The 21478-nt window shown below is 66.6% G+C and carries 22 protein-coding genes; 7 read left to right on the top strand and 15 right to left on the bottom strand.

Going from position 1 to position 21478, the window contains the following annotated elements; translation table 11 throughout:
• Window positions 1-5: 5 nt before the first annotated feature.
• Window positions 6-1472, top strand: a complete 1467-nt coding sequence (gene ccoG / locus DXK32_RS04865) for a cytochrome c oxidase accessory protein CcoG (RefSeq protein WP_114857514.1) — start codon at window positions 6-8, stop codon at window positions 1470-1472.
• 42 nt (window positions 1473-1514) lie between these two features.
• Here the strand turns inward: ccoG and DXK32_RS04870 are convergent, their stop codons facing one another.
• The 4 genes from DXK32_RS04870 to DXK32_RS04885 form a co-directional block, all read right to left on the bottom strand.
• Entirely contained in the window at window positions 1515-2012 is a 498-nt protein-coding gene (locus tag DXK32_RS04870; RefSeq protein WP_114857515.1) for a DUF6803 family protein, read from the bottom strand.
• Between the two features lie 99 nt (window positions 2013-2111).
• Complete coding sequence (locus DXK32_RS32005) at window positions 2112-2462, bottom strand: hypothetical protein (RefSeq protein ID WP_162801082.1); 351 nt, start codon at window positions 2460-2462, stop codon at window positions 2112-2114.
• A 99-nt stretch (window positions 2463-2561) separates the two neighbouring features.
• Complete coding sequence (locus tag DXK32_RS04880; RefSeq protein WP_114857517.1) at window positions 2562-3557, bottom strand: threonine ammonia-lyase; 996 nt, start codon at window positions 3555-3557, stop codon at window positions 2562-2564.
• Between the two features lie 467 nt (window positions 3558-4024).
• The gene (locus tag DXK32_RS04885) at window positions 4025-4870 is read right to left on the bottom strand and encodes an AAA family ATPase (RefSeq protein WP_114857518.1); all 846 of its coding nucleotides are present in this window, start codon (window positions 4868-4870) and stop codon (window positions 4025-4027) included.
• Window positions 4871-4986: 116 nt separating this feature from the next.
• Between DXK32_RS04885 and DXK32_RS04890 the strand changes: the two genes are divergently transcribed.
• Window positions 4987-5406 (top strand): DUF962 domain-containing protein, encoded by a 420-nt coding sequence (locus tag DXK32_RS04890; RefSeq protein ID WP_114857519.1) that lies wholly within the window; start codon window positions 4987-4989, stop codon window positions 5404-5406.
• Here DXK32_RS04890 and alaS read toward each other — a convergent pair.
• From alaS to flgB, 10 genes are all read right to left on the bottom strand, one after another.
• Complete coding sequence (alaS, locus tag DXK32_RS04895) at window positions 5403-8072, bottom strand: alanine--tRNA ligase (protein WP_114857520.1); 2670 nt, start codon at window positions 8070-8072, stop codon at window positions 5403-5405. The two genes, DXK32_RS04890 and alaS, sit on opposite strands and share 4 nt — an antisense overlap.
• 435 nt (window positions 8073-8507) lie before the next feature.
• On the bottom strand, window positions 8508-9458 hold the full coding sequence (locus DXK32_RS04900) for a toll/interleukin-1 receptor domain-containing protein (protein ID WP_114857521.1): 951 nt from the start codon (window positions 9456-9458) through the stop codon (window positions 8508-8510).
• Between the two features lie 181 nt (window positions 9459-9639).
• Complete coding sequence (recA, locus tag DXK32_RS04905) at window positions 9640-10719, bottom strand: recombinase RecA (RefSeq protein ID WP_114857522.1); 1080 nt, start codon at window positions 10717-10719, stop codon at window positions 9640-9642.
• A 275-nt stretch (window positions 10720-10994) separates the two neighbouring features.
• Window positions 10995-13520: a hybrid sensor histidine kinase/response regulator gene (locus DXK32_RS04910; protein ID WP_114857523.1), complete on the bottom strand. Its 2526-nt coding sequence runs from the start codon at window positions 13518-13520 to the stop codon at window positions 10995-10997.
• Between the two features lie 62 nt (window positions 13521-13582).
• Window positions 13583-14659 (bottom strand): flagellar biosynthesis protein FlhB, encoded by a 1077-nt coding sequence (flhB, locus tag DXK32_RS04915; protein WP_114857524.1) that lies wholly within the window; start codon window positions 14657-14659, stop codon window positions 13583-13585.
• 15 nt (window positions 14660-14674) lie between these two features.
• Window positions 14675-15445 carry a flagellar biosynthetic protein FliR gene (gene fliR, locus DXK32_RS04920; protein ID WP_114857525.1) on the bottom strand — a complete coding sequence of 257 codons (771 nt, stop codon included), beginning with the start codon at window positions 15443-15445 and terminating at the stop codon, window positions 14675-14677.
• Window positions 15442-15762: a flagellar biosynthetic protein FliQ gene (locus tag DXK32_RS04925; protein WP_114857526.1), complete on the bottom strand. Its 321-nt coding sequence runs from the start codon at window positions 15760-15762 to the stop codon at window positions 15442-15444. The genes fliR and DXK32_RS04925 overlap by 4 nt, the downstream gene beginning before the upstream one ends.
• A 46-nt stretch (window positions 15763-15808) precedes the next feature.
• On the bottom strand, window positions 15809-16108 hold the full coding sequence (gene fliE / locus DXK32_RS04930) for a flagellar hook-basal body complex protein FliE (RefSeq protein WP_014240969.1): 300 nt from the start codon (window positions 16106-16108) through the stop codon (window positions 15809-15811).
• A gap of 37 nt (window positions 16109-16145) precedes the next feature.
• Entirely contained in the window at window positions 16146-16556 is a 411-nt protein-coding gene (gene flgC / locus DXK32_RS04935) for a flagellar basal body rod protein FlgC (RefSeq protein ID WP_109070595.1), read from the bottom strand.
• A 33-nt stretch (window positions 16557-16589) separates the two neighbouring features.
• Window positions 16590-16994 (bottom strand): flagellar basal body rod protein FlgB, encoded by a 405-nt coding sequence (gene flgB / locus DXK32_RS04940; protein ID WP_114857527.1) that lies wholly within the window; start codon window positions 16992-16994, stop codon window positions 16590-16592.
• A gap of 225 nt (window positions 16995-17219) precedes the next feature.
• On the opposite strand from flgB, the gene DXK32_RS04945 reads away from it, so the two are divergent.
• The 5 genes from DXK32_RS04945 to DXK32_RS04965 all read left to right on the top strand — a co-directional run bounded on the left by DXK32_RS04945 (window position 17220) and on the right by DXK32_RS04965 (window position 21136).
• Window positions 17220-17546, top strand: coding sequence for an EscU/YscU/HrcU family type III secretion system export apparatus switch protein (locus DXK32_RS04945; RefSeq protein ID WP_114857528.1), 327 nt, complete (start codon window positions 17220-17222; stop codon window positions 17544-17546).
• The gene (locus tag DXK32_RS04950) at window positions 17543-17920 is read left to right on the top strand and encodes a hypothetical protein (protein ID WP_114857529.1); all 378 of its coding nucleotides are present in this window, start codon (window positions 17543-17545) and stop codon (window positions 17918-17920) included. The genes DXK32_RS04945 and DXK32_RS04950 overlap by 4 nt, the downstream gene beginning before the upstream one ends.
• A gap of 8 nt (window positions 17921-17928) precedes the next feature.
• Window positions 17929-18264, top strand: a complete 336-nt coding sequence (locus tag DXK32_RS04955; protein WP_114857530.1) for a FliO/MopB family protein — start codon at window positions 17929-17931, stop codon at window positions 18262-18264.
• Entirely contained in the window at window positions 18261-19034 is a 774-nt protein-coding gene (gene fliP, locus DXK32_RS04960; protein ID WP_247876981.1) for a flagellar type III secretion system pore protein FliP, read from the top strand. The genes DXK32_RS04955 and fliP overlap by 4 nt, the downstream gene beginning before the upstream one ends.
• A gap of 203 nt (window positions 19035-19237) precedes the next feature.
• Window positions 19238-21136, top strand: coding sequence for a potassium transporter Kup (locus DXK32_RS04965; RefSeq protein WP_114857531.1), 1899 nt, complete (start codon window positions 19238-19240; stop codon window positions 21134-21136).
• Between the two features lie 84 nt (window positions 21137-21220).
• On the opposite strand, the gene DXK32_RS04970 is transcribed toward DXK32_RS04965, so the two are convergent.
• Complete coding sequence (locus tag DXK32_RS04970) at window positions 21221-21427, bottom strand: hypothetical protein (protein ID WP_114857532.1); 207 nt, start codon at window positions 21425-21427, stop codon at window positions 21221-21223.
• Between the last annotated feature and the right edge of the window lie 51 nt (window positions 21428-21478).

Below are 21478 nucleotides of genomic sequence, written 5' to 3' on the forward strand. Positions count from 1 at the left end.
ACACCATGTCCCTCACCTCTCCGGCACCCGCCGCCCGTGATGCCGACCAGCCGCGCGAGCGCTGGTTCGTGCAACGCCCCAAGGTCTACGCCGCCGACGTCCATGGCCGCTTCCGCCGCCTGAAATGGCTGGCGCTGGCGGTTCTGCTCGGCGTCTATTACGTCACGCCTTGGCTGCGCTGGGATCGCGGGCCGGGCATTCCCGACCAGGCGGTGCTGGTCGACATGGTGGGCCGGCGCGCCTACTTCCTGTGGATCGAGATCTGGCCGCAGGAGGTCTATTACCTGACCGGCCTGCTCATCATCGGCGCCTTCGGCATCTTCTTCGCCACCACCCTGCTCGGCCGCATCTGGTGCGGCTACGCCTGCCCGCAGACCGTCTGGACCGACCTGTTCATGTGGGTGGAGCGCAAGCTGGAAGGCCCGCGCACCGAGCGCATCCGGCTCGACAAGGCGCCCTTCTCGGCGCGCAAGCTCGGGCTGAAGGCGTCCAAGCACGCCATCTGGCTGGTGATTTCCCTGGTCACCGGCGGCGCCTGGATCTTCTACTTCAACGACGCCCCGACCCTGCTGCGTGAGATCGCGACGGGCGAGGTGTCGTGGAAGGTGCTGGCCTTCGCCGGGCTGTTCACCGCCACCACCTATTTCTTCGCCGGCTGGGCGCGCGAGCAGATCTGCATCTATGTCTGCCCGTGGCGCAGCTTCCAGGCGGCGATGGTCGACGAGGACACCTACGTCGTCACCTATCAGGACTGGCGCGGCGAAGGGCGCGCGCCGCTGCGCAAATCGCAGAGCTGGGAGGAGCGGACGGCGGAGGGTCTGGGCGACTGCATCGACTGCAAGCTGTGCGTCCATGTCTGCCCGACCGGCACCGACATCCGCAAGGGCCAGCAGATCTCCTGCATCGGCTGCGGCTTGTGCGTGGACGCCTGCAACGACGTGATGGCCCAGATCGGGCGCCCCGGCGACCTCGTCCTGTTCGACACCCGCTCCAACCAGGTCGCCAAGGCCGAGGGTCAGGCCGCCCCGGTGCGGCTGCTGCGCCCGCGCACGGTGATCTACGCCCTGATCATCCTGGTGGTGGCCGGCGCCATGGCGATCTCCCTGGCGCTGCGCCCGACGCTGGACGTCAGCGTGCTGCGCGACCGCGCCCCGCTCTACGTGCAGCAGTCGAACGGCGACGTGCAGAACGCCTACACCATCAAGATTCTCAACAAGACCCACGAGGCGCGGACCTACCGCCTGTCGATCGAGGGTTTGGCGAACGCCGACCTGTCTGTGGCCAGCGTGGATGCCCAGTCGGGGAGGTCGTTGACGCTGAACGCGGAGGCGGATTCGGTGGCGACCTACCGCATCTTCGTCCGCGTGCCGCGGGGCGCCGCGATGCCGGGCTCCACCGACGTGACGGTGCTGGCGTGCGACCTGACCAGCGGCGAGATCGGCCGGCACCGCAGCGTGTTCATGGCGCCCTGAGCGTCCCTCCCCCGGGACGGGGAAGGGACTGTCAGCACCCGTTCAGTGCATCGTGTGCCCGCCGGCCGCGGCGGCACCGGTGAGGATCGTCGGGTCCAGCATGCCGAAGATCATGGCGATGTGGGCGACAATCAGGAACAGCCCGACCAGGGCGGCATGGATCGCCATGCGGCCATGCTCGCCACGACCCCGGCCGATCAGCCCGAGGTCCAGCAATGCGATGCCGCCGAGCGGGACGATGCCGGCGAGGTAGAAGCCCACCGCCAGCACGTCCGCCGGCCCGCGCCAGCCGCCGGACGCGGTCAATGGAACGACCGCGTTCTGCATCAGATGGATGAAGACGCCCGTGAAATAGATGCCGACGGTGATGCCGGCCCAGCGGTTCAGCCGCCGCACCGGGCCGTCATAGTCGCGGGTGTAGAGCAGGTAGAGTTCGCTGATCGCCACCGTCTCGGCCAGGATGACGGGGACCGCCATGAAGATCAGCAGGTTCCAGGGCTGGTTGACGGCCAGCAGTTCCATATAGTGGGTCATGGTCATGGGGTGACTCGCGCGTGTTCGGCGGGCGCGCCGATGCCGCGATGGGCGTAAGACCGGGCGCGTCCGCAGGTCGGAAAAAAAGCGACGGAACGGCGGGAATCAGGCGCGCGGCGGTGGCAGCGGCGGCGCATAGGCGTGGGCGGCGGGCTCGGCGTCCGCGCCGGGAAGCAGGGTCGCGAGGCGGTGGCCGAAGGGCACACCGATCGGGGCCGGCAGACCGGTCAGGTCGCAGGCCCCGCTCAGGCAGACGCACCCGGCGGTGCCATGCGCGTGGGTCTTTCCCGGAACCGGGCTGTCCGTCGGATGGTGGGTGTCGCAGTCCATGGCATCCGGCACCGCGGCGGATTCACAGTGCGATGCCGGGAGGTCCGCCATGCGCAGGGGTGCGGCACCGCCGAGAAACCCGACGGCCAGAGCCACAAGCGCGAGGAGGGACACCAGACGAGCCACGGGGACAACCGGCCTTTTGCCTGCAAGGCCACCGTCCTCCGGACGGTGCGCTCGCAGGATGATCCTGGGCCTGTCCCGGCCCGCGGTCGTTGATGCCGATCAAGCGGCGGCGAGCGTCCGCACCAGCGTGTCGGAATCCACGTTGCGGCCGGACAGCACGGCGACGGTCCGCCCCTCCGCCGGCACCTTCCCGGCCAGCAGCGCCGCCACGGCGGCAGCACCCGCGCCTTCCGCCACCATGCCGAAAGAGGCGTGCAGGGTTCGCATCGCCGCCGCGACCTCGCCCTCCTCCACCTCGACCAGGGCGTCGACGAAGCCGGCCAGCAGCGCTTGCGGCAGCTTGCCCAGCGCGTCCACCGCGATCCCGTCGGCCAAGGTCGGCCCCCGCCGGCGCGCCAGCCGCACCCCGACCACGGTGACGGAGGGCTTGCGCGCCTTCACAGCCGCCGCCATCCCGGCCAGCAAACCGCCTCCGCCCACCGGAACCACCAGCCTGTCGAGGTCCGGACGGTCGGCCAGCACCTCCAGCCCCACCGTCCCCTGTCCGGCGATCACGTCCGGGTCGTCGTAGGGGTGCACGAAGGTCAGCCGCCGTTCCGCCGCCAGTTGCAGCGCGCGTGACTTCGCCTCTCCCACAGTGGCCCCGGACAGCACGACCTCGGCACCCAGCGCCTCGGTCCGCTCCACCTTGCAGCGCGGCGCGGTGACCGGCATGACGATGGTCGCCGCCACGCCGAGCCGCTGGGCGTGCAGCGCCAGCCCGGCGGCGTGGTTGCCCGCCGACATGGCGACGACACCCGCCGCGCGTTCCAGCGCCGTCAAGCGCAGCAGGCGGTTCAGGGCGCCGCGCTCCTTGAAGGCACCGGTCGCCTGGAAGGTCTCCGCCTTCAGCCAGACGTCACGCCCCAGCACCGGGGCGGGCAGCAGCGGCGTGCGGACGATCCGCCCGTGCAGACGCTCGGCGGCGTCCTCGATGGCGGAGAGGGGAAGCCAGGGCGGCAGGCCGTCTTTGGTTTGGCCGTCTTTGGTTTGGCGGTCTTCGGTGTCGCGGCGGCAGGAAACGGCAGGCAGACGGGTGGCGTGCGCGGACGGCATCGCGGGAGTCCTCGGGCGGAGGGAACGAACGGGGGCGGAAAAGGAAGGCGCGAAACCCGGCCCGCGTCAGCGGACCGGGACGATAATTCGCGCGGAGCCCCGCATTCGCTCCGCCGGATGGCGCAGCGCACGCGTGAAGCAGCGGGTCAGGGGATAGTGATGAACCGGATTGCGGGTTCCGGAAGACCCAGGGCGCACGGACACGCCACACTCCACACCAGATTGCGAAAACGAACGCTCGCGGTCCGGCGCCCTCTGTCAGAGCGCCGGGGCGGTAATTCGCATTCGGTTCAGGGGCGGAGTCGATTGCATGGGGTCAGGCTGCCCCAGAAGGGCGGCCGCGGTCAAGCGCTTCCTAAAGCGAATTTTCGTTCGCTTTAGATTCATATTGCCTCACTTGCCGGCGGGCTCCGGTCGCATGTGCGACCGGGACCGCCGTCGCGGTCCAAAGCGGATCGCAATCCGCTTTAGCGCCCTTCCCGCTTGGCGAGAAAAGCCAGCCGTTCCAGCAGGTGAACGTCCTGCTCGTTCTTCAGGAGCGCGCCGCACAGCGGCGGGATCAGGCTGCGGGCGTCCTTGGCGCGCAGGGTCTCGGGGTCCACGTCCTCGACCATCAGCAGCTTGATCCAGTCGAGAAGCTCCGAGGTGGAGGGCTTCTTCTTGAGGCCGGGCACCTCGCGCAGGCTGTAGAACAGCGTCATCGCCTCGCGCAGCAGGCCCTGCTTCAGGCCGGGATAATGGACGTCCACGATCCGCTCCATGGTGTCGCGGTCGGGGAAGCGGATGTAGTGGAAGAAGCAGCGACGCAGGAAGGCGTCCGGCAGCTCCTTCTCGTTGTTCGACGTGATGATGACGAGGGGGCGCCGGGCCGCCTTGACGGTCTGCCGCGTCTCGTAGACGTGGAACTCCATGCGGTCGAGTTCGAGCAGCAGGTCGTTGGGGAACTCGATGTCGGCCTTGTCGATCTCGTCGATCAACAGCACGGGGGGCTCCGGCGCCTCGAACGCCTCCCACAGCTTGCCGCGCACGATGTAGTTGCCGATGTCGTGCACCCGCTCCTCGCCGAGCTGGCTGTCGCGCAGGCGGCTGACCGCGTCGTATTCGTAGAGGCCCTGCTGCGCCTTGGTCGTGGACTTGATGTGCCAGGCGAGCAGCGGCTTGTTCAGGGCGCGCGCGACCTCTTGGGCCAGCACGGTCTTGCCGGTGCCCGGCTCCCCCTTCACCAGCAGCGGGCGCTCGAGCGTGATGGCCGCGTTGACGGCCACCATCAGGTCGTCGGTGGCGACGTAGGAGTCGGTGCCGGTGAAGCGCATGCCAGTCGGTTCCGCGGTATTGTTCGTTGACCCGCGCATCCTTCCAGCACGGCGGGCGTCATGCAAGACGGAACCGCCGCGGGCCGCCCCGCGTTCCCCCGCGGAAGGAGACCGCCATGGCGACCGATCCCAATTCGACCGATCCCAATTTCTGGCCCGATTATCTGGAACAGCACCGCGACCCGACGAACCGGGCGCTGCACGTCGCCGGCACGCTGACGGCGGCGGCCCTGCTGGGGGTGGGCTTGGCCCGCCGCGACTGGCGGGCGCTGGTGGCGGCGCCGCTGGTCGGGTACGGAGCGGCGTGGCTGGGCCATTTCCTGGTGGAGCGCAATCGCCCCAAGACGCTGGACGCGCCGCTGGCCTCGCTGGCCGCGGACGTCCGCATGGCCGGGCTCGCCCTGACCGGCCAACTGGCGCGGGAATACCGGCGCTACGGCATTCCCGACCGCCCCGGCCTCGTCATCCGCCGGCATCCACCGAACGCACCCGCCCCCGCATTGGAGGCGGTGCGCTCGGAAGAAGGACGCGGTTAGGAGGCGGCCTTCGCCGCCACCGCCTTCTCAATGGCCTCGACGGCGGCGGGCGCCAGCGCGGCGTCCGGACCGCCGGCCTGGGCCATGTCCGGACGGCCGCCGCCGCCCTTCCCGCCCAGAGCCTCCGCGCCGACGCGCACCAGATCGACGGCGCTGATCTTGGCGGTCAGGTCGTCGGTGACGCCGACGACGATGGACGCCTTACCCTCGTTGGAGGCGATCAGGACGACGACGCCGGAACCGACCTGCTTCTTCAGCTCGTCGGCCATCGGCTTCAGGTCCTTGGCCGGCAGGCCCTCGACCACGCGGGCGGCGAACTTGACGCCCGCGATGTCCTTGGCCTCGTTGCCACCGTCCGCTTTTGCGCCGCCGCCCATGGCGACCTGACGGCGGAGTTCGGCCAGCTCGCGCTCCATCTTCTTGCGTTCGTCGACCAGAGCGGCGAGGCGCAACGGGACGTCTTCCGGACGGACCTTCAGGACGGACGCGGCCTCGGTCAGGAGATGATCACGCTCCGACAGCCACGCCTTGGCGCCGGTGCCGGTCAGCGCCTCGATGCGGCGCACGCCAGCGGCGACGGCACCCTCGGCGACGATCTTGAAGAGGCCGATGTCGCCGGTGCGGCGGACGTGGGTGCCGCCGCACAGCTCGATCGAGTAGTCGCGGTCCAGCTCACCATGCGGGCCGCCCATGGAGACGACGCGCACCTCGTCGCCGTACTTCTCGCCGAACAGGGCCATGGCGCCGGACGCGCGGGCCTCGTCCGGGGACATCAGGCGGGTGACGACCTCGCTGTTGCCGAGGATGCGGCGGTTCACCTCGTCCTCGACCGCGGCGATGTCCGCCGGGGTCAGGCCGACCGGCTGGCTGATGTCGAAGCGCAGGCGCTCCTGGGCGACCAGCGAGCCCTTCTGGGTGACATGCTCGCCCAGGCGGCGGCGCAGCGCCTCGTGCAGCAGGTGGGTGGCCGAGTGGTTGGCGCGGATGGCCGAGCGGCGCTCCGTGTCGACGCGCAGTTCCACCACGTCGCCGACCTTCAGCGTGCCCTTGGTGACCGTGCCGACATGGGCCCAGACGGCGCCCAGCTTCTTCTGGGTGTCGGAGACGGCGACCTCGGTGCCCTCGGCGGAGAAGATCACGCCGGCGTCGCCGACCTGACCGCCCGATTCACCGTAGAAGGGCGTCTGGTTCACGATGACCAGCACCTCGTCCCCGGCGGCGGCCTGCTCGACGCGGGCGTCGCCCTTGACGATGGCGGTCACCTTGCCCTCGGCGACCTCGGTGTCGTAGCCGAAGAATTCCGTGGCGCCCAGTTCGTCCTTCAGCTCGTACCACAGCTTCTCGGTCGTCGCCTCGCCCGAGCCGGCCCAGGACTCGCGGGCCTTGCGGCGCTGCTCGTCCATGGCCGTCTTGAAACCGGCCTCATCGACCGGGCGGCCCTGAGTGCGCAGCACGTCCTGGGTCAGGTCGAGCGGGAAGCCGTAGGTGTCGTACAGCTTGAACGCCACATCGCCGGGCAGCGGCTGCCCCTCGCCCAGGCGGCCGACCTCGTCCTCCAGCAGGCGCAGGCCGCGCTCCAGGGTCTGCTTGAAGCGGGTCTCCTCCAGCTTCAGCGTCTCGACGATCAGGGCGCGGGCGCGGTTCAGCTCCGGATAGGCGTCGCCCATCTGCTGGATCAGCGCCGGGACGAGGCGGTGCATCAGCGGCTCGGAAGCGCCGATCATGTGGGCGTGGCGCATGGCGCGGCGCATGATGCGGCGCAGCACGTAGCCGCGGCCCTCGTTCGACGGCAGAACGCCGTCGGCGATCAGGAAGCAGCAGGAGCGCAGATGGTCGGCGATGACGCGGTGCGAGACGGCGTGCGCGCCGTCCGGCGCGGTCTTCGTCGCCTCGGCGGAGGCCACGATCAGCGCCCGCATCAGGTCGATGTCGTAGTTGTCGTGCTTGCCCTGGAGCACGGCGGCCAGACGTTCCAGCCCCATGCCGGTGTCGATCGACGGCTTCGGCAGGGCGATCAGGTCGTCGGGACCGCGCTGCTCATACTGCATGAACACGAGGTTCCAGATCTCGATGAAGCGGTCGCCGTCCTGGTCGGGCGAGCCCGGAGGACCGCCGGCGATGTGCGGGCCGTGGTCGAAGAAGATCTCCGAGCACGGACCGCAGGGACCGGTGTCGCCCATGCGCCAGAAATTGTCGTCGGTCGGGATGCGGATGATGCGGTCGTCCGACAGGCCGGCGACCTTGCGCCAGATGCCCGCCGCGTCCTCGTCGGAGCTGTGGACGGTAACCAGCAGCTTGTCCGCCGGCAGCCCGAACTCCTTCGTCACGAGGTTCCAGGCGAAGGCGATCGCGTCGTCCTTGAAGTAGTCGCCGAACGAGAAGTTGCCCAGCATCTCGAAGAAGGTGTGGTGCCGCGCCGTGTAGCCGACATTGTCCAGGTCGTTGTGCTTGCCGCCCGCGCGCACGCACTTCTGCGAGGTGGTGGCGCGCGAATAGGGCCGCTGCTCCGCCCCGGTGAAGACGTTCTTGAACTGCACCATGCCGGCGTTCGTGAACATCAGCGTCGGGTCGTTGCGCGGAACCAGCGGCGACGACTCCACGATCTGGTGGCCGTTCTTCGCGAAAAAGTCCAGGAACGTGCGGCGGATGTCGTTGGCGGTCTTCATAAGCGGTCCAGGCTCCGGCTACGGTCGGCTACAATCGGCGGCGCGGCCTTGTTCGCGGCCGAACCGTGCTTTTAACGTGACTTGCGGTGGCTGTCCACAGAGTGCCCGCGACAGGCCCCCGCGCGGCGACAGGCCGCGAGGACGGAGCGCCACACATTTGCATGATCGTCGGCGCGGACGGGCGGTGGAATAGGCCACCGCCCGTCCAATCTTTATGAGGCGTTCATAAGGAGATGAGAGGATGCGGAAAATCCTCGAACTCCTGATCCTGCTGTTGCGGGCGCTCAAGCTGCCGCTTGAGATCCTGAACCGCTAAGACCGGGCCGGCGGACGGGTGCTGGAACACCCGTCCGCCCAGCTTGAATGTGAGGTGCTTGGCAAAAGAATCAACGCATCATTGCTTCGGAGAATTTTGACGACCCCCAGCCCACCAAATCATGAAACAGCCCTTTTCAGCATTGGCGTGACTTGCCAAATCCTGCGGACCCGACCAATTTCTTTGGAAGTGCGCACATACCCTCGATCTTCCAAATAGTCAATTACAAATACCGAAACTCTATGCGGTATATTGAATTTACTAGCAACAGAAATACTATCACTTAATTCACCAGATGCAATGCAGACACAGACATCACGAAGAACTTCGTCAAAATCACTGATGTAACTCCTGCAAAACGCAAGATATCCACTTACGCTTACACTTACAAGAGGAACCCCTCCCCCCATGAACTTTTTTAATTCAACGTATCCACAGTGCTGAAGAACATCGAGAGAATCGATGACATTATCAATTATCATGCCTTCTCTTTCTGCATAGTCCACAAGGTTTTTTCCTTGAACGAGGCTAGAGTCGTTGTCAATTTCCACCTCACAGCAAATTTTTAAAACATGCGCATCAAATTCACTGAGGTCAGCCCCTAAGTTCATGCGGTTATGTATATACGAAGGAGCATGACCGATTGGAGGCTTGGACGAGGCATCAAATATTGATATCAAAATCCTTTGCAGTGATGCCTCATAGTTTGCCAAGTTTTCAATTTTCTCATAAAGAGTCGACTTGAGCGCTTCAGGTACTTCACAATCATCGATTAAAACTGGAACAAGCTTACATTTACCCGATATTTTCTTCACTACCGCCGCATTTAACTCTTCTTTAACCCACTGAGAGTCACAGCTGTTAATAGAAATAACAACAATAAATACCGACGCATCCTTAATGCCAGATTCAAATATTTTATCAACCAAACTATCACCTGGCAACATTTCCCATTTATCAAGCCATGCATCCACGCCATTCAGCCGAAGGCTATTTGCAAATCCCATTACAAATCTCTCTTTATCAAGAGAGGAATGGCTGATAAAGGCTTTTGGTGGAATAGCATTCATAATGATCTCCTAAAAATACGTAGCCCCAATAATTTAAGAAAGGCATTTCCAGATTCAAGAGATTAGCCAAAATAAGATTAATGATATCACAAATAATTTAGTCTTTGCATGCATACAAAAGCCCCTCTCCGGTGGACCGGAGAGGGGCTTTCACACAGAGAAACCGGCTTGCCGCCCCGGATCACTCCGGCGTGGCGGCCTCGCCGTCGGCTTCCGGGGTGCCCATCATGGCGTCGGCGACGAGGCCGGCGTTGCCGCGGATCTTCGCCTCGATGGCGTCGGCCGTGGCCGGGTTGTTGCGCAGGTAGTTCTTGGCGTTCTCGCGACCCTGGCCGATGCGGGTGCCGTCGTAGCTGAACCACGCGCCCGACTTCTCCACCACCCCGGCCTGGATGCCGAGGTCGAGAAGCTCGCCCACCTTCGACACGCCCTCGCCGTACATGATGTCGAACTCGACCACGCGGAACGGCGGGGCCATCTTGTTCTTCACCACCTTCACGCGGGTCTGGTTGCCCACCACCGTCTCACGGTCCTTGATCGCGCCGATGCGGCGGATGTCCAGACGGACGGAGGCGTAGAACTTCAGCGCGTTGCCGCCGGTCGTCGTCTCCGGGTTGCCGAACATCACGCCGATCTTCAGGCGGATCTGGTTGATGAAGATCACCAGGCAGTTCGACTTGGCGATGGAGCCGGTCAGCTTGCGCAGCGCCTGGCTCATCAGGCGGGCGTGCAGGCCGACGTGGCTGTCGCCCATCTCGCCTTCCAGCTCGGCGCGCGGCACCAGGGCGGCCACCGAGTCGACCACCAGCACGTCGATGGCGCCGGAGCGCACCAGCGTGTCGGCGATCTCCAGCGCCTGCTCACCGGCGTCGGGCTGGGAGATCAGCAGCTCGTCGACATTCACGCCCAGCTTGCGGGCGTAGGACGGGTCCAGGGCGTGCTCGGCGTCCACGAAGGCGCAGGTGCCGCCGCCCTTCTGGGCCTGGGCGATGGCGTGCAGCGCCAGCGTCGTCTTGCCCGAGCTTTCCGGCCCGTAGATCTCGATGATGCGGCCGCGCGGCAGGCCGCCGATGCCCAGCGCGATGTCGAGGCCGAGCGAGCCGGTGGAAACGACCTCCGTCTCGACCGTGTTCTCGCGGGCGCCGAGCTTCATGATCGAGCCCTTGCCAAAGGCGCGCTCGATCTGCGCCAGAGCGGCATCCAGGGCCTTCTGCTTATCCATGGAATCCTTCTCGACCAAACGAAGCTGTGCGGACGACATGCCCGTCTCCCCTTGTTTAGATCACATCCGCGGCCCCAGGGCCAACGATCTCACCAACGGTCATTCGGTGAGAGGGAATGTACCAGCTTTGTTCCTCGGCGCAAAGCCCAAAGTTCCGCTAATGTTCTCATTGAAGGTCAGGAACGATCCGGCGTTGCGCAATGTCCGTGCTATGGCGGCGTCCGTGCTTGGGCGGCGCCCGCCATTGGATCGGAGCGCTGGCCCTATCACGGCTGGCGGGCCGGATAAGGCCCCGCCCTATTCCACCCACCCCGTCACTTCCCGTCGCGGATGACCTCCTTCACCTTGGAAGCCAACTGCTTCAGGGAAAAGGGCTTGGGCAGGAAGTGGGCGACCTCGACTCCGTCGATCTCGCCCAGCCGGTCCTCGGCGTAGCCGGAGATGAAGATCACGCGCATGTCGGGCCGCATCCGCCGGACGTGGCGGGCCAGGGTCGGGCCGTCCATCTGCGGCATCACCACGTCGGTGATCAGCAGGTCGATGCGGTTGCCGTCCGTGCCGATCTGCTGCAGCGCCGCCTCGCCGTTCTTGGCCTCCAGCACCTGATAGCCCTTGTTGCGCAGCGCGCGGGCGGAGAAGACGCGCACGGCGTCCTCGTCCTCGACCAGCATGATGGTGCCGGAGCCGGTCAGGTCGCTGCCGCGCCGCTCGCGCGGCTCGCCCTGGTCGGGGCGGGCCTCGCCCTTGTGGCGGGGCAGCAGGATGGTGAAGGTCGTCCCCTCCCCCTTCTCCGACTCGACCAGCACGAAGCCGCCGGTCTGGCGGACGATGCCATAGACGGTGGACAGACCCAGCCCGGTGCCCGACCCCACGCCCTTGGTCGTGAAGAAGGGTTCGAAGATGCGCTGGAGATTTTCCTTGGGGATGCCGCAGCCGGTGTCGATCACCTCGATGGACACATACTCGCCGGACGGAATCGTCTCGTGCTCGCGGCGCTGCGCCTGTTCGACCACATGGTTGGAGGTGACGATGGTCAGCCGCCCGCCCCCGGCCATGGCGTCGCGCGCGTTGACCACAAGGTTGATGATAACCTGCTCCAGCTGGTTCTGGTCGACCTTCACATAGCCGATGTCCCGGCCGTGGAGCATCTTCAGCTCGATGTTCTCGCCGATCAGCCGGCGCATCAGGTTGCCCAGTTCGGCCAGCACGTCGGTCACGCTGAGGATGCGCGGCTGCAGCGTCTGCTGGCGCGAGAAGGCCAGGAGCTGGCGCACGAGGTTGGCCGCGCGGTTGGCGTTCTGCTTGATCTGCATGATGTCGCTGAAGGACTGGTCGCCCGGCTTGTGCCGCAGCAGCAGCAGATCGCAGAAACCGATCATCGCGGTCAGCAGGTTGTTGAAATCATGGGCGACGCCGCCGGCCAGCTGGCCGACCGCCTGCATCTTCTGCGACTGGGCGAACTGGGCCTCCAGCCCCTTCCGCTCGGTCATGTCGATGAAATGCAGGATCAGCCCGGCCGCTCCCTCCGGCCCCACCCCGCCGAGCCGCCGCGCGTAGAGCTGGGCCACCAGCTCGCGCCCGCCGGTCAGCCGCACCTCCAGCGGGGCCGCGGGGTCGGAGCCGCCCTGCACGGCGGTCAGCCGTTCGGTCACCATGGCCCGTTCCGCCGGGACGATCAGGTCGGCCATGCCCCGCCCGAGAACGTTGCCGGCCTCGCTGCCGATCAGCGCCAGGAAGGCCTGGTTGCACTCGGCCAGCCGCCCGCCCTCGTCCACCAGGGCGATGCCGATGGGCGCGTCCTCGAAGAAGCGCTGGAAGCGCTGCTCGGACAGGCGCAGGGCCTCCTGCCACTCGCGTTCCGGCGTCAGGTCGCGCACGACGGAGCGGGTGTGCGAAATCCGCCCGTCCTCGCCCCTCACCACGCTCTGCGCGACATAGGCCTGGAAGCGGCGGCCCTGGAGCCCGTCCATGGCGATCTCGCCGCGCTGCTCCAGCCCGCCGCCCTCCAGGAGGTCGTAGGGAGCGGCGGCGGCGGGCGGATGGGCCAGCACGTCGTGAAGGCGGCGCCCGCCCTCGACCAGATCCTCCGGCGTGCAGCCCAGCCACTTCGCCAGGGTCGCGTTGACGAACTGGAAGTGCCCGTCCTGGTCCACCGAGAAAAAGCCGATCGGCGCGTGGTCCATGAAATCGACGAGTTGGGTCTGCTCGCGCCGGGTCACCTGCTCCAGCTCGCGCCGCGCCGTGATGTCCTCGACACGCCACATCACCGCCCCGGCGTGCCCGTCGATGGGCTGGCCCTGGATGCGGCGCCATTCGGCGGCGCGCCCCTGCTGGCGGATGGCGAGTTCGATGGAGCCGGAATAGCCGCCCTTCACCCGCTCGCACAGGCGGCGGAAGGCGTCGGCGCTGTCCGGATCGTCGGCGAACTGGCGTTCGAGCGCGCGCAACGGCGGCTCCCCTTCGCTCCAGCCGGTCAGCGAGCGGAAGGTGCTGTTGACGAACACCACATGCCCGCCCCCATCGCAGACGAGCTGGCCCGACGGAAGCCCCTCAAGCGCGCTACCCAGCAGGGAACCGACGCGGGCCACCCGCCGCCGCGAGCGGACCATGCGGATCGCCAGGGCCAGAGCCCCCGCGCCCGCGGTGGTCAGGCCGGCCCAGGCCAGCGGGTCGCGGTCCAGAACCACCCCGGCCCCGGCCGCGACCAGACCGGCCAGAAGAAGGACCGCCAGAATTCCGGTGGCGAAGGCGCCGCCCGGCCGTTCCCCCACCCCTGCGGCACCATCGGTGCGCCGTCCGGCGGGAGCGCTGTCGGCAAAGGAAGAGGTCGTGTCGTCCACCGGAACTCCAGGTCAGCCGTTCGCCGCGCCGTTCACCGCTAGGAAAGGTCCGGGAACGGTCCTCAGTTCCGCACCGCGCGTCCTTTCAGCTTGAAGACATAGGTAATGACTTCCGCCACCGCGCGATAGTGCTCGGACGGAACCTCCTCGTCGATATCGCATGCGGCATAGAGCGCACGGGCGAGGGGCGGATTTTCCATCACCGGCACGCCATTCTCCTCGGCGATCTCACGGATCTTGAAGGCGACGGCGTCGGCGCCCTTCGCCACCACCATCGGCGCCCCCATGGTCTGGGCGTCGTATTTCAGCGCGACGGCGAAGTGGGTCGGGTTGGTCACCACCACGTCGGCGCTGGGCACCGCCGCCATCATGCGCTTGCGCGCCCGCTCGAACCGCAACTGGCGGATGCGGCCCTTCACATGCGGGTCGCCTTCGGCCTGCTTGTGCTCGTCCTTCACCTCCTGCTTGGTCATGCGCATCTTCTTGTCGAAGCTGTGGCGCTGCCAGAACAGGTCGGCCCCGGCGATCAGGGTCAGGATGGCCAGCACGCCGGCCAGCAGCCGGAAGGTCAGGCCGTCCATCTCGCGCAGAAGCAGCATCATGTCGATGCCGATGAAATGCCCGATGGTGAGCATCATCGGCTGGAGCGCGATGTAGGCGACGACGCCGACCACCGCGACCTTGGCCAGGCTCTTCAGCAGATCGACGCCCTTCTGGGCGCTGAACAGGTTGGCGATGCCGGAAATCGGGTTCAGCTTGCTGAATTTCGGCGCGATCAACTGCCAGGAGACGTTGAAGCCCTTCTGCCCGATGGTGCCGATCACCCCGGCGAACAGCAGGAACAGGATGGGCAGCCACAACGCCCACAGGATGTCCTTCATCACCCGCATCAGCACCGCGCCGACCCCGCCCTGGTCCATGGGGATCTGGTCCAGGTTCTCGAAGAAGAAATTCAGGCGGGGCACCATGCCCTTCAGCGTTCCGGGCAGGATCGTCACCAGGATCACCAGCGCCGCGGCGATCATCAGCCAGTTGCCGATTTCCTGGGTCATCGCGTACTGGCCCTGCTTGTGTGCCTCGTCGAGCTTCTTTTGCGTCGGATCTTCTGTTTTGGATGATTCATCCGCGTCTTCGGACACCGGATCTCTCCCCGCTCAGCCCGGTCTCAGGAAATCGACGAAGGCGGCCTCGAAATGGGTCAGCCAGAACATCATCATCGCCGCCAGCGTCAGGGCGAACATGAACAGCCCCAGCGCAACCTGGAGCGAGGTGAAGAGGAAGAACACCTGGATCTGCGGCGCCAGCTTGTTCAGCAAACCCAGCGCCAGCGCGAACAGCATGCCCGAGATCAGGAACGGCGCCGCCATCTGCACGCCCAGCACGAAGGACTTGCCGACCAGCTGCCCGACCACGTTCGCCATGTCGTCGATGGGGATCGCCGCTCCCGGCGCGAAAGTCAGATAGCTGTCCACCACAGCCATGATCAGCAGATGGTGCAGGTCGGTGATGAAGATCAGCAGCAGACCCAGCCACCCCAGCAGGGCGCCGGGCAGCGAACCCTGAGACGCCATGGCCGGGTTGAACATCTGGGCGTTCGACAGGCCGGACTGAAGCGCGATGATCGTCCCGGCGACCTCCAGGGCGCCCATCAGCAGGCGCGCGACGGTGCCCATGAAGATGCCGACGGTCACCTCCCCGGCGATCAGGACGAACAGGCGGAAGATGTTGTCGGGCATCGGCGGCATGCGGTCGCCCAGCACCGGCGCCACCAGAACGCTGACCGCGACGGAAAAAAGAAGGCGCGTGCGGGCGGAGACGAAAGCGTCGCCGATGGTCGGCATGATGCTGAAGGCGGTCCCGACGCGCGCGAACACCAGCAACCAGAGGAAGATCTGGTCGCCCAGAAACTGCTGAAGCAGGTTCATCCGCCGCCGCCGGGCAGATTTCCGGCGTTGGGGACACTGTTCACGCCGGTGCCGATGGCGACGATGCGGTCGGCGACCTCATGCTCGAAGAAGGAGCGCAACTCGCCCAGCATGAAGGGCATCAGCAGGATCGACAGGCCGAAGACCAGAAGCACCTTCGGCACCATGGCGAGCGTCTGCTCGCTGATCTGGGTGACCGCCTGGAACACCGAGATGATCGTGCCGAGCACCATCATGGCGACCAGCACCGGAGCCACCACGAACACCAGCGTGACGATGGAGGTGCGGCAGATCTCGATGACGTCGGTTTCGCTCATGATGCTTCGCCCGGGGCGCTTCTTATCACGTGGCCGCAAGCCGCCGTCAGATCGGCATGCGCAGGATTTCCTGATAGGCCGACAGCACCTTGTCGCGCACGGCGGTGACGGTCTGCAGCGTCACCTCGGCGTTGGTGACGGCCTGGACCACGTCGGTCAGGTCGGCCTGTCCGACGGCGGCCTTGGCGGTCATGGTCTCGCCCTGCTTGAGGTCGCCGATGACCTCCTTGGCGGTCTGCTCCAGAACGTCGCCGAAGCTGACGCCGTTGCGCGGCGCCATGCCCGGCCCGGTCGTGGAGGCGGCCGTGTTCGCGTAGGCCGCGGCGGCGTTGATCGGGTTGACCATGGGACGTTCGTCCTTCCTTCAAAAATGCGTCGCCGCGTCAGGCGCGGAGGATGTCGATGGTGCGCATCAGCATCTGGCGGGCACTGTCCACCGCCGACAGATTGGCCTCGTAGGAGCGCTGCGCCTCGCGCATGTCCATCGCCTCGACCACCGAATTGACGTTGGGCAGCAGCACATAGCCGTCGGCGTCCGCGGAGGGGTGCGAGGGATCGTAGCGCCGCTCGAAATCCTTCTTGTCCACGTCGATCTTGGCGACGCGGACGAGATCGACCCCCATCTGGCGGTCCAGGGCGTTCTGGAACATCACGACCTTGCGCCGGTAGGGCAGATCGCCCGGCGTTTCCGCCGTGGTGTTGGCGTTGGCCAGATTTTCCGCGATGGTCTTCAGGCGCGTGCCCTGCGCCTTCATGCCGGACGCGGACACCGCCATCGACGTGTAGAGATCCATGTTCCGCCTCCTTCGCCCGAACCCCGCCGCCCCTTAGCTGCCGCTGCGGATGGAGGAGCGGATCAGGTTGACCTGCTTCTTGTAGAGGTTCGTGATCGTCTGGTAGTCCATGCCGGTCTGGCCCTGCTTCAGCATCTGCTCTTCCAGGACCACGTTGTTGCCGTCCGGCGCCGTCTCGTAGGGGTTGCGCTGGCGCTGCTCCTGGTTCAGCCCGCCCGTGCCGCGCGTCCCCTGGAGGTGCGAGGCGTTGGTCGCGGCGGGCTGGAGGCGCCGGCTGTCGGACAGGGCGTCGCGGAAGGTGAAGGGCTTCAGGTCCCGGCCCTTGTAATCCGGCGTGTCGGCGTTCGCGATGTTCGCCGCGATCACGTTCTGGCGTTCGGTCAGCCAGCCCATCTTGCGCGACATCAGCTTGAAGAGGCCGAGATTATCGAGATTCATCGCCGGGTTCCGGTCTGAGGGCCTGCCACCCGGCCGCGCGAAGGCGCGCGGCAAGGCGGGCGGGATGCATCACAGCCTTCCGATCTTCCGCCGTTTCAGTTAATCAAAGATGAATCCCGCCCATGGCATTGCTCCGCCCGTTCCCGCCGCGCTTGAGCTTCATGCTTCGTTAAGCATGTTCCGCCAGGATACGCCCATCGACACAGGCCATCCGGCAGGAGCCCCTTGTCCGAGCCGACTCCCAACCACCGCCCTCTTCCCAACCGCCCCGTCGCGGTCGCGCTGAAGTATGAGCTGGGCGACCAGTCCCTGCCCCGCGTGGTCGCCACCGGCAAGGGCCATGTGGCCGAACAGATCCTGGAGCTGGCCTTCGCCAACGGCGTGAAGGTGCGCGAGGACGCCGATCTCGTGCAGATTCTGTCGGCGGTGGACATCGACTCGGAAATTCCCATCGAGGCCATCGCCGCCGTGGCCGAGATCCTCGCCTACGTCTACCGCGCCAACGGCACGCTGCCGCCGTCCGCGCAAACCGATCACGGAGAAGCGCCGTGACCGGCACCACCACCCTCCTCCGCGACATCCAGGCGCTGGCCGCCGCGCTTGAAGACACCCGCGACCAGATGGAGGCCGGGCTGACGGCGGACCTCACCGGGCTCGACACCCGTGTCGCCGCCCTGTGCGCCGAGGCGCAGACGGCCCGCGGCGACGCCGAGCTGGCCGCCGCCCTGGAACGCCTGCTGCCGACTCTGGACGCCGTCGCGTCCGCGATGACCCGCCAGAGGGAGACACTGGCCGCCGCCGCCGAGGGGCGCCACGACCTCCACACCGCGCGCCAGCGCGCCAGCGCCGCCTATGGCCGCGGCACCTCCGCCGCGCCCGGCGACCTTCCGCCCGACCCGCCGGCCACGCCGTCCCGACAGAGCTGACCTGATCCATGGGCCTCGACCAGTACATCCAATTCGTTCTCGCCCTCGCCTTCGTCATCGCGCTGATCGTGCTGGTGGCCTGGGTGATGCGCCGCATCGGCTTCGGCGGCATGACCGCCACGTCGGGGCGCCAGCGCCGGCTGGGCGTCGTCGAGGTGCTGCCGCTCGACGGCAAGCGCCGGCTGGTGCTGGTCCGCCGCGACGACCGCGAGCATCTGCTTCTGCTGAGCGCCTTCGGCGATCAGGTGGTGGACCAGACGCCGCGCGGCGGCTTCCGGGACGCTCTGGCCGAGGCCGCCGCGCCGCCGTCCGCAACCTCGCCGTCCGCCGGGGACCGGTCATGAAAACCGGCACGGGCATGACCAAGCGGCTGGCGCTCGCCGGCCTGCTGGCCCTGGCGTTCGGCATCGCCGGAGCGCTGGCCGCCGGGCCGGCGCTGGCGCAGAGCATGACCTTCGACCTGGGCGACGCCGGGGGATCGACCACCGGCCGCATCGTCCAGATGGTCGCGCTGATCACGGTGCTGTCGCTGGCACCGTCCATCCTGATCATGATGACGGCCTTCACGCGCATCATCATCGTCCTGTCCTTCCTGCGCTCGGCGTTGGGCATCCAGCAGGTGCCGCCGAACACGGTGCTGATGTCGCTGGCGGTCTTCCTGACCTTCTTCGTCATGGCTCCAGTGTTCGAGCGCTCCTACAACCAGGGCATCCAGCCACTGATCAACCAGGACATCGACGAGACGGAGGCGTTCCGCCGCACGGTCGCTCCGTTGCGCGAGTTCATGCTGAAGCACACCAGCGAAAAGGACCTGCGCCTGTTTATGGACATGGCGCGCATCGAGAACGTGACGGAGGCCGAGCAGACCCCGCTGCACGTCCTGGTCCCCGCCTTCATGATCTCGGAGATCAAGCGGGCCTTCGAGATCGGCTTCCTGCTGTTCCTGCCCTTCCTGATCATCGACATGGTGGTGTCGTCGATCCTGATGTCGATGGGCATGATGATGCTGCCGCCGACCATGGTGGCGATTCCGTTCAAGATCATCTTCTTCGTGCTGGTCGATGGCTGGTACCTGATCGCGGGGTCGCTGGCCCGCAGCTTCGGCACGCTGTAGGAGCGGGAATTCGGATTGCCGATGGCCCAGATCGTCGCAGGTGAAACGGCCTGCGGACGGGCGCATCGGCTTGCGCTAGTATCGGATCCGGGAAGAGCGTAAGAGGATCGGCCCGCGCGAGCGCACCGACCGCCGCCGTACCCGCAGCTTGTGGCTTTCTCGTCCCCCGCTCGGACTCCCAACGGACCTCCTCCACGTCCCACATGTCAGACACCACCCTGAAAGCCGCGGCACCCGACAAGGGCAGGCTGGCCGCGCTCACCCTCGGTGCGCTTGGCGTCGTTTACGGCGACATCGGCACCAGCCCGCTCTACACCCTGCGCGAATGCTTTTCGCCGGAGCATGGGCTCGCCCTGACGCCGCAGAACATCCTGGGCATCATGTCCATGGTCTTCTGGGCGCTGGTGCTCGTGGTCACGGTGAAATACGTGCTGTTCGTCATGCGCGCCGACAACAAGGGCGAGGGCGGCATCCTGGCCCTGCTGGCGCTGGCCACCAACAGCCGGCCCGACTCCACCGGGCGGCTGTCCGGCCTGATGGCGATGGGCCTGTTCGGCGCCGCCCTGTTCTACGGCGACGGCATGATCACCCCGGCCATCTCCGTCCTCTCCGCGGTGGAGGGGCTGGAGGTGGCGCAGCCGGCGCTGGAGCGGGTCGTCGTGCCGGTGACCGTGGGCATCCTGATCGCCCTGTTCGCGATCCAGAGCCGCGGCACCGAGAAGGTGGGCCGGCTGTTCGGCCCGATCATGGTCGCGTGGTTCGCCACGCTGGGCCTGCTCGGCCTGATCGAGCTGGTCAAGGAACCGCAGGTTCTGGCCGCGCTCGACCCGCGCCACGCCGTGCATTTCTTCGCTTCCAACGGCTGGATCGGCTTCCTGGTGCTGGGCGCCGTCGTTCTGGCCGTCACCGGGGGCGAGGCGCTCTACGCCGACATGGGCCATTTCGGCCGCCGCCCCATCAAGGTGGCGTGGCTGGCCGTGGTGCTGCCCGCGCTGCTGCTGAACTATCTCGGCCAGTGCGCCCTGCTGCTGAGCGACCCCGCGGCGGTGCGCAGCCCCTTCTACCTGCTGGTGCCGGAGTGGGGCCTCTACCCGATGATCCTACTGTCGACCTGCGCGGCGGTGATCGCCAGCCAGGCGGTGATCTCCGGCGTCTTCTCGCTGACCCGGCAGGCGGTGCAACTCGGCCTGTGCCCGCGGCTGGACATCCGCCACACCTCGCAGGAGGAAGGCGGGCAGATCTACATCCCACGCGCCAACTGGGGCCTGCTGGTCGCGGTCATCGGATTGGTCCTGTGGTTCGAATCCTCCAGCCGGCTGGCGACGGCCTACGGCATCGCGGTGACCGGCGACATGGTCATCACCACCATCCTGGCGCTGGTCGTGGCGCACCGCCGCTGGCACTGGAGCCTGCCGGCCTGCCTGGCGCTGGGCGCGCTTTTCCTCAGCGTCGATCTGGCGCTGTTCCTGGCCAACGCGGTGAAGATCCCGCACGGCGGCTGGGTGCCGCTGGTCATCGCCGCGGTGACGCTGGGGCTGATGTCGACGTGGCGCCGCGGCCGCGCCGTCCTGAACCGCCGGCTGGCCGAGGATTCCCTGCCGCTGGACAGCTTCATCAAGCGGCACGCCAAGTCCTCGGACATTCAGCGGGTGAAGGGCACGGCGATCTTCCTGACCTCCAGCGCCGACACGGTGCCCATCGCCCTGCTGCACAACCTGAAGCACAATCAGGTGATGCACGAGCGCATCGTCTTCCTGACCGTGATGGTCGAGGACGTGCCCCGCGTTCCGGCCAAGGAGCGCGTCGTCCTGGAAGGTCTGGCCGACGGCTTCTACCGCCTGACGGTGCGCTACGGCTTCTCGCAGGAGCCGAACATCCCCAAGGCGCTGCGGCTGTGCAAGGCGTTCGGGCTGGAGTTCGACGTGATGACGACCTCCTTCTTCCTCGGCCGCGAGACGCTGATCCCGCGCATCAACCCGCAGATGGCCCAATGGCGGGAGAAGCTGTTCGTCGTGATGTCGCGCACCGCGGTCAGCGCCACCGACTTCTTCAAGATCCCGCCGAACCGCGTGGTCGAGCTGGGCACCCAGGTTCAGCTCTGAAAGGTTCAGCTCTGAGGGTTTGCCGCCACGCCGATGAAAAAGCACCTTTCCGATGGAGAGGGGCTTTTTCGTGGGAGAGCAGCATTAGGCCGCGGGCTTGCGTGGTGGATTGACTGGCGCCATCAACGCCGAAAAACGCTGATCCATGGATTGCAGCCACGTCAGCATGATGGACATCTGCCCCTTCAACTCGCGGAGGTCGCCCTCCATGGCGCGCTGACGCTCGCCATCAATCCGTTGGGTGGCGATGATCTGGTCCAGCTTCGACAGGATTTCCGATTCACGGTCCATCACCGAATCCCCTGGGACGCATGCATTCCGATGCAAAACCCTAACATAACT

The organism is Azospirillum brasilense, assembly GCF_003349955.1.
GTDB classification, from domain to species: domain Bacteria; phylum Pseudomonadota; class Alphaproteobacteria; order Azospirillales; family Azospirillaceae; genus Azospirillum; species Azospirillum brasilense_B.

Excerpts from the sequence above, each read along its gene's own strand:
- ccoG (WP_114857514.1), top strand. The coding sequence starts at position 6 with ATGTCCCTCACCTCTCCGGCACCCGCCGCCCGTGATGCCGACCAGCCG.
- DXK32_RS04870 (WP_114857515.1), bottom strand. The coding sequence starts at position 2,012 with ATGACCATGACCCACTATATGGAACTGCTGGCCGTCAACCAGCCCTGG.
- DXK32_RS04880 (WP_114857517.1), bottom strand. The coding sequence starts at position 3,557 with ATGCCGTCCGCGCACGCCACCCGTCTGCCTGCCGTTTCCTGCCGCCGC.
- DXK32_RS04885 (WP_114857518.1), bottom strand. The coding sequence starts at position 4,870 with ATGCGCTTCACCGGCACCGACTCCTACGTCGCCACCGACGACCTGATG.
- DXK32_RS04890 (WP_114857519.1), top strand. The coding sequence starts at position 4,987 with ATGGCGACCGATCCCAATTCGACCGATCCCAATTTCTGGCCCGATTAT.
- alaS (WP_114857520.1), bottom strand. The coding sequence starts at position 8,072 with ATGAAGACCGCCAACGACATCCGCCGCACGTTCCTGGACTTTTTCGCG.
- DXK32_RS04900 (WP_114857521.1), bottom strand. The coding sequence starts at position 9,458 with ATGAATGCTATTCCACCAAAAGCCTTTATCAGCCATTCCTCTCTTGAT.
- recA (WP_114857522.1), bottom strand. The coding sequence starts at position 10,719 with ATGTCGTCCGCACAGCTTCGTTTGGTCGAGAAGGATTCCATGGATAAG.
- fliR (WP_114857525.1), bottom strand. The coding sequence starts at position 15,445 with ATGAACCTGCTTCAGCAGTTTCTGGGCGACCAGATCTTCCTCTGGTTG.
- DXK32_RS04925 (WP_114857526.1), bottom strand. The coding sequence starts at position 15,762 with ATGAGCGAAACCGACGTCATCGAGATCTGCCGCACCTCCATCGTCACG.
- fliE (WP_014240969.1), bottom strand. The coding sequence starts at position 16,108 with ATGGTCAACCCGATCAACGCCGCCGCGGCCTACGCGAACACGGCCGCC.
- flgC (WP_109070595.1), bottom strand. The coding sequence starts at position 16,556 with ATGGATCTCTACACGTCGATGGCGGTGTCCGCGTCCGGCATGAAGGCG.
- flgB (WP_114857527.1), bottom strand. The coding sequence starts at position 16,994 with ATGAATCTCGATAATCTCGGCCTCTTCAAGCTGATGTCGCGCAAGATG.
- DXK32_RS04955 (WP_114857530.1), top strand. The coding sequence starts at position 17,929 with ATGGGCCTCGACCAGTACATCCAATTCGTTCTCGCCCTCGCCTTCGTC.
- fliP (WP_247876981.1), top strand. The coding sequence starts at position 18,261 with ATGAAAACCGGCACGGGCATGACCAAGCGGCTGGCGCTCGCCGGCCTG.
- DXK32_RS04965 (WP_114857531.1), top strand. The coding sequence starts at position 19,238 with ATGTCAGACACCACCCTGAAAGCCGCGGCACCCGACAAGGGCAGGCTG.
- DXK32_RS04970 (WP_114857532.1), bottom strand. The coding sequence starts at position 21,427 with ATGGACCGTGAATCGGAAATCCTGTCGAAGCTGGACCAGATCATCGCC.